Here is a 985-nt window from a genome sequence, read left to right as displayed (position 1 = left end):
GGCGGGCGCGGGGCGCGCGGCTGCGGGGCGGGTCCCGAAGTGCCGGAACCGGTACCGGGGCCGGCGCCTGTGCGCGGGGGCGCGGCCGGCGGCCGGGGCGCGGGCGCGGCGGGGGGCGCCGCCCCGGCGCGGGTGGGCCCGGGGGACTCGGCGTCCTCGGCCGGCGGTGCGGTCACCGGCCGTGGGGGCGTGGCCGGTGGCGGCGTGACGGGCCGTGCGGGTGCGGGGCCCGCCGGAACCGGTGCGGGGGCCGGGGTCGCCGGTGGGGCGCCCGTGGGCCGGGCCGTCGTGGGCGGTGGCGCGGGAGCGGGATGGGGAGCGGGCTCGGGGATGGGTTCCGGGGCCGGGGCGGGCGTGGGCCGTTCCTGCGACCAGCCCAGGTACGAGCCGCAGTTGCCGCAGAAGTCGTCGCTCTCCCCGTTCGCCGACCCGCACGCGGGACATGAGCGCATCGTTTCAGGCCTCTCTCTGGTGATGGGGCTGGTCGTCGGGTGGGCCGGGCAGGACCTCGACCCGGCAGCTGAGGTGGACGGGGCAGGACGCCGTGACGACGTCCAGGATCTGGGCCTCGTCCACCCGGGCCGTGCCTACCGGCCAGACCCGCACGCGTAGTTCACCGGTGGGCGCGCCCGGCAGCTCCGCGCCCGGCACGGGCGACCAGGCCGCGCCGCCGCCGTCCGTGATGTCGGCGTGCACGCCGAAGCAGAGCCGGAGGCGTTCGGCCAGCCCGCGGCGCGTCCCCCGCCACCGGTGCAGCTCCACCGCGCGTACGACGACGGCGCGCCGCAGCTCCTCGGGCCAGGCCGGGTCGGCGTCCACCCCGACCCAGGACGACAGCCACTGGAGGAAGTCCGCGGGCGCCAGGGCCGGATCGAGGTAGGCGGGGAGGTTGTCCAGGGTGGACAGCACCGGGGCCAGGACGGTGTCGAGTCCCGCGGTGAACCGCTGGGCCAGGTCGTCGTCGGCGTAGATCGCCGGCAGCAGC

1 protein-coding gene is annotated in these 985 nt (G+C 79.1%); it reads right to left on the bottom strand.

Features of this window, described 5'->3' with window-relative positions; genetic code table 11:
• Nucleotides 1-456: 456 nt before the first annotated feature.
• Nucleotides 457-984, bottom strand: a complete 528-nt coding sequence (locus IH13_RS0118865; RefSeq protein WP_234433329.1) for a phage tail protein — start codon at nt 982-984, stop codon at nt 457-459.
• Between the last annotated feature and the right edge of the window lies 1 nt (nt 985).

Source organism: Streptomyces sp. NRRL WC-3549 (assembly GCF_000721935.1).
Classification (GTDB): Bacteria; Actinomycetota; Actinomycetes; order Streptomycetales; family Streptomycetaceae; genus Streptomyces.
Note: the sequence above shows the minus strand (reverse complement) of the source record. Positions and strands in the feature narration are given on the sequence as shown.